Raw genomic sequence first — 6,992 nt, forward strand, 5'->3', positions numbered from 1 at the left:
ATTTAATTTAATTGCCAGACCATCACAATAAACCAATAACGCAACACTCTCAACATTCCAGCAATCACAATAAACCAAACAAAATTCAGGCGAACAAGTCCAGCGACTATAGTTAAGGGATCCCCGATGAGTGGTAGCCATGAGAGTAAAAGTGCAGAGTAGCCATACTTATGCCCCCATAAAAATGCCCTTTTTCCAAAAGAGGAGTGAAAGAGTTTTACTTTGGTTTTTTCATATAAAAAATAGCCGAGATAGTAGTTAAGGATAATGGCTAAAACATTTCCACTTGAAGCAGCCAGCATTGCGTTTAGATGGGGCATTCCACTTTTTAGTGCCACCACAAACGCAGCCTCAGACGAAAAAGGAAGAATAGTCGCCGCCGCAAACGCAGAAACAAAAAGGGCTAAGGCTTCCAAAGTTGCTTAGAGAGTTGTTCGAATGTTTTCACATACAGAAGCAATAAGTTTTTCTCGTGCCTCAACGCTTGTCCATGCGATGTGTGGTGTCATGTAGAGTCGCTCACTATTTTTGACACTCAGAAGTGGACTCTCAAGAGGAAGTGGCTCTTTTTCAAAAACATCAAGTCCGAAGTAGATATTTTTTTCGTCTATAAGCTTTGCAACTGCTTTTTCATTAATAATGCCACCCCGTCCAAGGTTCAGCACCACTGCTCCATCTTTACAAGTGCATAAGCGTTTATAATCTAAAAGATTGGTTGTTTTTTCATTGAGTGGTGCATGGATAGTGATAATGTCACACTCACTCAAAAGTTTTTCCAAAGTAGTTCTGGAAAAATCTTCTGTACGGTTTACACCGCTTGTTGAGTAGTAAAAAACTTCTGCACCGAAGGCTTTGGCAAGGTTTGCCACACCCCGACCAATAGCACCAAGCCCGATGATGCCCCACTTCTTGCCCTTGACTTCAAAAAATGGCTTACTCACATCGGTAAAGACTCCGCTTTTAGAGTAAGTGCCACTTTTTACTATCTCGTCATAATAATGAGAGTGTCCAATCAAGTAAAAAAGCATAGAGAAAGTGTGTTGGATAACTGAATCTGTCGAATACCCAGCCACATTTTTCACTTCTATGCCAAGCTCTTTAGCTGCGTTTAGATCGACATTGTTTGTTCCTGTCGCTGCCACGCAGATGAGTTTGAGTGCTTTTGCATTTTGCATATGCTCTTTTGTTATGACAACTTTATTTGTGACAATCACCTCTGCATTTATGATATGCTCTTGCGTTTGCTCTGATGAAGTTGTTTGAAAAATCTCTACACTCCCAAGCTTAGAGAAACACTCCAGAGAGCTATCACCGAAAGTAATAGCATCTAAAAGGACTATATTCATAATTTAGGCATCTTTTATTTTTTTAATGATTTTTCGTGCTTTTTCTAAAGCTGCATCAACCTTGTCAAAGACAAGTGCTACTGCCAAACGACGCCCTTTATGTGCTTCTGGTTTTCCAAATACTCGCACAAAAGAGTTTGTACTAAAGAGGCTCTCATCTACATCAACAACAGGGACAAAGCCCTCTGCCTCACTTTTAAACGCAGCAGATGCACCATCACCATAAAATGTAAACCCGAGAGGAAGACCAAGAACGGCACGAAGGTGAAGTGCAAATTCACTCTGAGATTGTGTAATGAGTGTTACCATCCCTGTATCGTGTGGGCGTGGGCTTACTTCTGAGAAGTAGACTTCATCGCCTTTTACAAACAGTTCGACTCCAAATATTCCACGACCGCCAAGTCCGTCTGTAATTTTTTTGGCAATATCTTGAGCGTTTTGTTTCGCTTTTTCACTCATCTGCATCGGTTGCCATGAAAATACATAGTCGCCATCTTTTTGCTCATGCCCTATCGGCTCACAAAAAACAGTCTCTTTACCATTGCGCGCAGTAAGCATTGTAATCTCATAATCAAAATCAACAAACGCTTCAACTATAAGCTCACTCGCATCCCCACGAGCCTCTTTTGCTATCTCCCAAGAGTTTGGCACATCAGCTTCACTCTTTACAATACTTTGACCATGCCCAGAGGAACTCATAACAGGTTTAATGACACACGGGAAACCAAGCTCTTTGGCAGCTTTAAGCATTCCCTCTTGTGTTGTTACAAATTTATACGGACCAGTTTTAAGCCCTAACTCTTCTGCAGCAAAAACACGAATGTTTTTTCTATTCATCGTCTTGTTTACTGCTTCTGCGTTTGGAATAACATTAAAACCCTCAGCCTCCGCTTCAAAGAGTGCAGCAATGCTTATTGCCTCAACTTCTGGCAAAATATAGTCAGGTTTCTCTTGACGAATAATCTCTAAAAGAGCATCTTTATCTTGCATATTTACAACATGCGCACGGTGAGCCACTTGGTGTGCAGGTGCGTTCTCATACTTGTCTACTGCGATAGTTTCAAGTCCTAAACGCTGTGCTTCTATGATGACCTCTTTACCGAGTTCGCCTGAGCCTAGTAACATTACTTTTTTTGAGTTTGATTTTAGTGGAGCAGAAAATTGCATGGGCATAACCTCTTCATTTTTAATAAAGAGATTATAGCAAAAGTGGGTTAAAATTAACGCTTAAGTCCTAAAAGTGTCTGAAGCATTTGATCGGATGTTGTAATAGTTTTTCCATTTGCCTCATATCCACGCTGAATAACAATAAGATTTGTTAATGATTTTGACAAATCAACATTAGAGCTCTCTAGTGCTGAAGCTTGAATAAATCCTCGTCCAGCAGTTGCAGCAGTCCCAATAATAGGATCACCTGAATTAGCCGTTTGATCATAAACATTTGAGCCTGCAGAGGAGAGTCCTTCATCATTTGTAAATTTAGCCATTGCCATCTGTGCCAATCCAAAACTTCTCCCGTTTGAGAAAGAACCAACAAGTGTTCCTGATTGATCAATTCTTATGCCTACTAAATCTCCACCAGTATATCCATCTTGAGAGATTCCAGAAGTTGCAGAATCACTATCAAAACTTGTCATACCATCAAAATGATTTGATGTTCCAAGAGCAAGACTAATTTGTTGATTTTCAGCAGAACCATTATGTGCAGTATAAGAGATATTTGGTGGATTATATGTACTTAAAGAACCATCACTATTAAAAGTTACTGATCCTCGTATCATATTTGCTGGCGTTGAAGCAGTCGGATTTGTATTGATAACTCCAGGTTCTGGAACAGTCACTTTCATATCCCATTTACTGAGTGCAGTTTTTCTAAACGACATTCTCAATGTATGTTTTGAACCTAAGGAGTCAAATACATCTATTGAACTCGAGTGTGTCGCGGCATTAAAAGCTTGCGAGAGTGCTGTACCAGAACCACCTGCAGGAAGAGTGGCATTGAGAGCTTTCATACTATCTGTAAATTTTGAATTTTCATTACTATCACTATCGGAATAAGCAGTAACATTAATAGTTAAATCATTCCCCGTACCATCTGTATTTTGAATAGCAAATTGACCCTGATCATTTACAGTAACAGTAACATTTGTTCCTGCCACATTTGATGCCTCTTGATCCATATCATCTCGTAAATCTTTCATCGTAGTAAATTTATAATCACCCGCTTGATCATTATTAGGATCATAAATAAAACTTTTTTTACCCCCTCCAAAGTCTATATTTACCCCCTGCCCAGGTTGCAGAGCAAAAGCTTCACCCGTAGCATTAAAAAGGGCTCCTAAATCACCTGATGTTTCTGTGGAATTTCCATTTCCATCATCTGCTACAACACCAGCATCACTTATTGGATATGCTGCAGCATAACTCTTTACAATTGCCCCAGAATTCAAATTTGCCTTCAAAACAACATCACTTGTCGGATTTGCAGGTGTAGTTAAACCTGGTGCAATATTAATATTTTCAATTGGTCCAGTTGAATCCACTTTATTCGTTTTTGCATCTAAATTCCAACCTTGCGCAATAAAACCACTATTATTGACAAAATTTCCATTTGCATCAAACTTAAAATCCCCATCACGGGTATATTTATAGGTATTACCATTATCAGGAGATACCATAAAAAATCCATTGCCCTGTATTGCCATATCTGTATTTTTATCTGTATTTTGTATGGAACCTTGCGAAAAAATTCGCGTTGTTGAGTTTGCCGTTGTACCAAGTCCAACCTGCACAGGGTTTTTACCGCCAAGTTTCCCTTGTGGCGCTGTTGCTATAGAACTTGTTTGTGCAAGAAGATTTGAAAAATTTGCACGCGAATACTTAAAACCTGTTGTATTAACATTTGCAATATTGTCCGATTCGACATCCATTGCTACCTGGTGCGACTGCAAACCCGTTACACCTGAAGATAATGATCTTAACATTTTAAATCCTTTTATTCTCTCTTAATTATAAAGCAATTATTATTCCAATTTTTAAGCCCCCATATTTAGGGCTTTTTGTATCATTTCATCTGCCGTAGTAATTGATTTTGAATTTGCATCATAAGAGCGTTGCAATATGATTAAGTTCGTAAGACCATCTGTTATATTCACATTTGAATCCTCAAGCCGATTGCTACTTAGCGTTGTTCCAATAATATTTTTCTGATTTGCATCTTTATAAAATATCGCTTTACCGCTATTTGAAGATGCACTAAATTGTGTTCCAGAGAGACGATTGAGTCCTTGGTCATTTTGAAAATGGTAGACAGCGATCTGTCCAACAGCACTCTGTTTGCCGTTAGTAAAAGAGGCAACAACTTCACCATTTTTATTAATATCATATCCAGTAAGATTACCATTTGTATAGCCATCAACAGATGAAGATGATGTAATTTCACTATTATCTAAAGATACAACGCCATCAAAATTCGAACTTAAATCTATTGATACAGGGGTTCCATTATTGTCAATAGTTTTTAATGTATTTGAAACTAAAGCACCCATTTTATCAAAGGAGACAACTCCTTTTTTAGTATCATAAACATGGTTACCATCTGCTGACTTTGTAGTTGCCGTTAAATCCCATTTTGAGCCTATTGTAGGTTGGGGAGTAGCTGGTTCAAATAACAATTGTAATTTATTGGTTGCACCAGTAGAATCAATAACACCTGCACCCATACTACGCACTTTTACATCACTAACAAGACCAATGTTTCCAGAAAATTCTGCTTTTGTTGTTGGTGTAGCGGGGTATAAGAGTGTATTTGGAAAACGCAATTTACTTTGTTCATTGACACCACTTAAGGCTACACTATCAAGTGGTTTTGTAAGCGTATTTTCACCATTTTTCTCACTAATATTGCCACCTAGAGTACCTAAAACATACTTTCCTTCATTTGAAACTAAATAGGAGTCACGATCAAAGCCAAAAGCACCATCTCTAGTATAGGAAACATCTCCATTTCCCTCAAGTCCAAACCAACCATCTCCCATAATTGCCAAATCTGTATTTTTATCTGTAGCAGTGTAAGAGCCTGCAGATTTTATCATAGGTGTTGCTTGTAATCTTGCACCCATTCCTACGGAGTCAGTTGTCGTAGCTCCACTGGTTGTATCAAGAGCCGTTTCAAAAAGAGAAGAAAATTCATAATTAGAACCTCTAAAGCCTGTTGTATTTACATTTGCAATGTTATCTGATACAACATTCATACCATAAGAACTTGTCTGCATTCCATTAATTCCAGTATAATATGCCTGAATCATAACTTACTCCTCTAAACTTTTTAATAAACTTCTTTAATATTATTTAATGGAACATAATTTAAACCAACTTTTAATAAAGTGTCACCCTTATCAAAGCGAACTGCCTCAATAGGATATTCGCCAAGTTTAGTTTTCAGTTTATCGCCTTTAGAATCTGTGTAAGTTGCATTGACATGGTACACAGCACTACCTGCCTGCGTTCCACCATTATTTGTACCATCCCAAGTAAATTCATATACACCTGCTTTATGTGTTCCAACATCTAATGTTTTAATAGTTTTTCCATTAGCATCTGTAATCTCTACACTTCCATCTTTTACATCTTTTGGAAAATAGATTTCAAAAGTTGTTGGTTTCCCTTTATCATGAGAGATTGCATCACTACCCAAATCAGCAGTTTTTCCAATAGCACTAATCGTAGAAAATTGTTGAGAATTACTTAATGATGCTGATAATTCTTCTAGGGCAGTATTTGTATTATCTGATGCCTCTAATGATGCGAGCTGCGATGTTTGTGTTAAAATCTTCTCTGTATCCGTAGGTTTTGTAGGATCTTGATGTTGTAACTCTACCAAGAGCAACTTCATAAAGTCATCTTTCCCTAATGCTGTTTTATCTGCTACTTCATTTGAAGCTGTTGGTGTTGCTCCATTTGTTGCTATATTTTGACCGTATGCATTGATTGCCATTGTTTATCCTTTATGCGTAGTTTGGCACTACTATTTCTAAAGAGTTTAAAATCTCTTCATTTTTTTCTTCATGCTCTATATAGTTATATTCATCTCGAGCTTCTCTTCCATGTTGTGAGTTCTGCTGTTGTTGCCCAAAACTACTTTGTCCTGAATCCTGAGAGTTATTACTAAAATTCAATGAAGCATTATTTATACCACTATTATTCAGTTGCACTTTCAAATCATTTGCATTCATAGCCAAAGTATTTATCGCTGCATTATTTGAACTTAAATTAATATGCAAATTTTTGCCACGCTGTACAATGGTTAAATCTACTTCACCCAATTTTTGCGGATTCAACTGAACTTTTACTCTTGTAAAAGGAGATTTGTAATCTTCTATTGCCGTTTTTATATCATGAGAGAGATACTTCACCATCTGTTTGGCTTCATGTAGTTTCACTTCAAAACTATCTGCTTTTGGAGCATGCATCACTTCTGTTTTTGTATCTTTCTCTTCGCTTTTACTCTTTGAAGTTTTTAAGAGTGCTTCTAAATTTTTTGTAGATGCTCTATTCACACTTGGCGCTATTACTTTTGCAGTTGCAACTGAAAAGTCAGCTGTAAGCGGCATGGCAGTAGTGCTATTTTGTGATGATTTATCTCTA

General features: G+C 37.6%; 7 protein-coding genes. All 7 read right to left on the minus strand.

Going from position 1 to position 6,992, the window contains the following annotated elements; all coding sequences use genetic code 11:
* Positions 1-2: 2 nt before the first annotated feature.
* Entirely contained in the window at positions 3-416 is a 414-nt protein-coding gene (locus MVY38_RS09735) for a DedA family protein (protein ID WP_297485671.1), read from the minus strand.
* A 6-nt stretch (positions 417-422) separates the two neighbouring features.
* A complete protein-coding gene (locus MVY38_RS09740; RefSeq protein ID WP_297485673.1) occupies positions 423-1,346 on the minus strand; it encodes a D-2-hydroxyacid dehydrogenase in 924 nt (307 codons plus the stop codon).
* A gap of 3 nt (positions 1,347-1,349) precedes the next feature.
* Positions 1,350-2,513, minus strand: a complete 1,164-nt coding sequence (gene purT, locus MVY38_RS09745) for a formate-dependent phosphoribosylglycinamide formyltransferase (RefSeq protein ID WP_297485675.1) — start codon at positions 2,511-2,513, stop codon at positions 1,350-1,352.
* A 53-nt stretch (positions 2,514-2,566) separates the two neighbouring features.
* Positions 2,567-4,330, minus strand: coding sequence for a flagellar hook-basal body complex protein (locus MVY38_RS09750; RefSeq protein ID WP_297485677.1), 1,764 nt, complete (start codon positions 4,328-4,330; stop codon positions 2,567-2,569).
* A 51-nt stretch (positions 4,331-4,381) separates the two neighbouring features.
* A complete protein-coding gene (locus MVY38_RS09755) occupies positions 4,382-5,653 on the minus strand; it encodes a flagellar hook protein FlgE (protein WP_297485679.1) in 1,272 nt (423 codons plus the stop codon).
* Between the two features lie 20 nt (positions 5,654-5,673).
* Positions 5,674-6,342, minus strand: a complete 669-nt coding sequence (locus MVY38_RS09760) for a FlgD immunoglobulin-like domain containing protein (RefSeq protein WP_297485681.1) — start codon at positions 6,340-6,342, stop codon at positions 5,674-5,676.
* Positions 6,343-6,352: 10 nt separating this feature from the next.
* The coding region (locus tag MVY38_RS09765; protein WP_297485683.1) for a flagellar hook-length control protein FliK at positions 6,353-6,992 on the minus strand (640 nt) is incomplete at its 5' end.

This window comes from Sulfurimonas sp. (genome assembly GCF_027056685.1).
GTDB lineage: Bacteria > Campylobacterota > Campylobacteria > Campylobacterales > Sulfurimonadaceae > Sulfurimonas.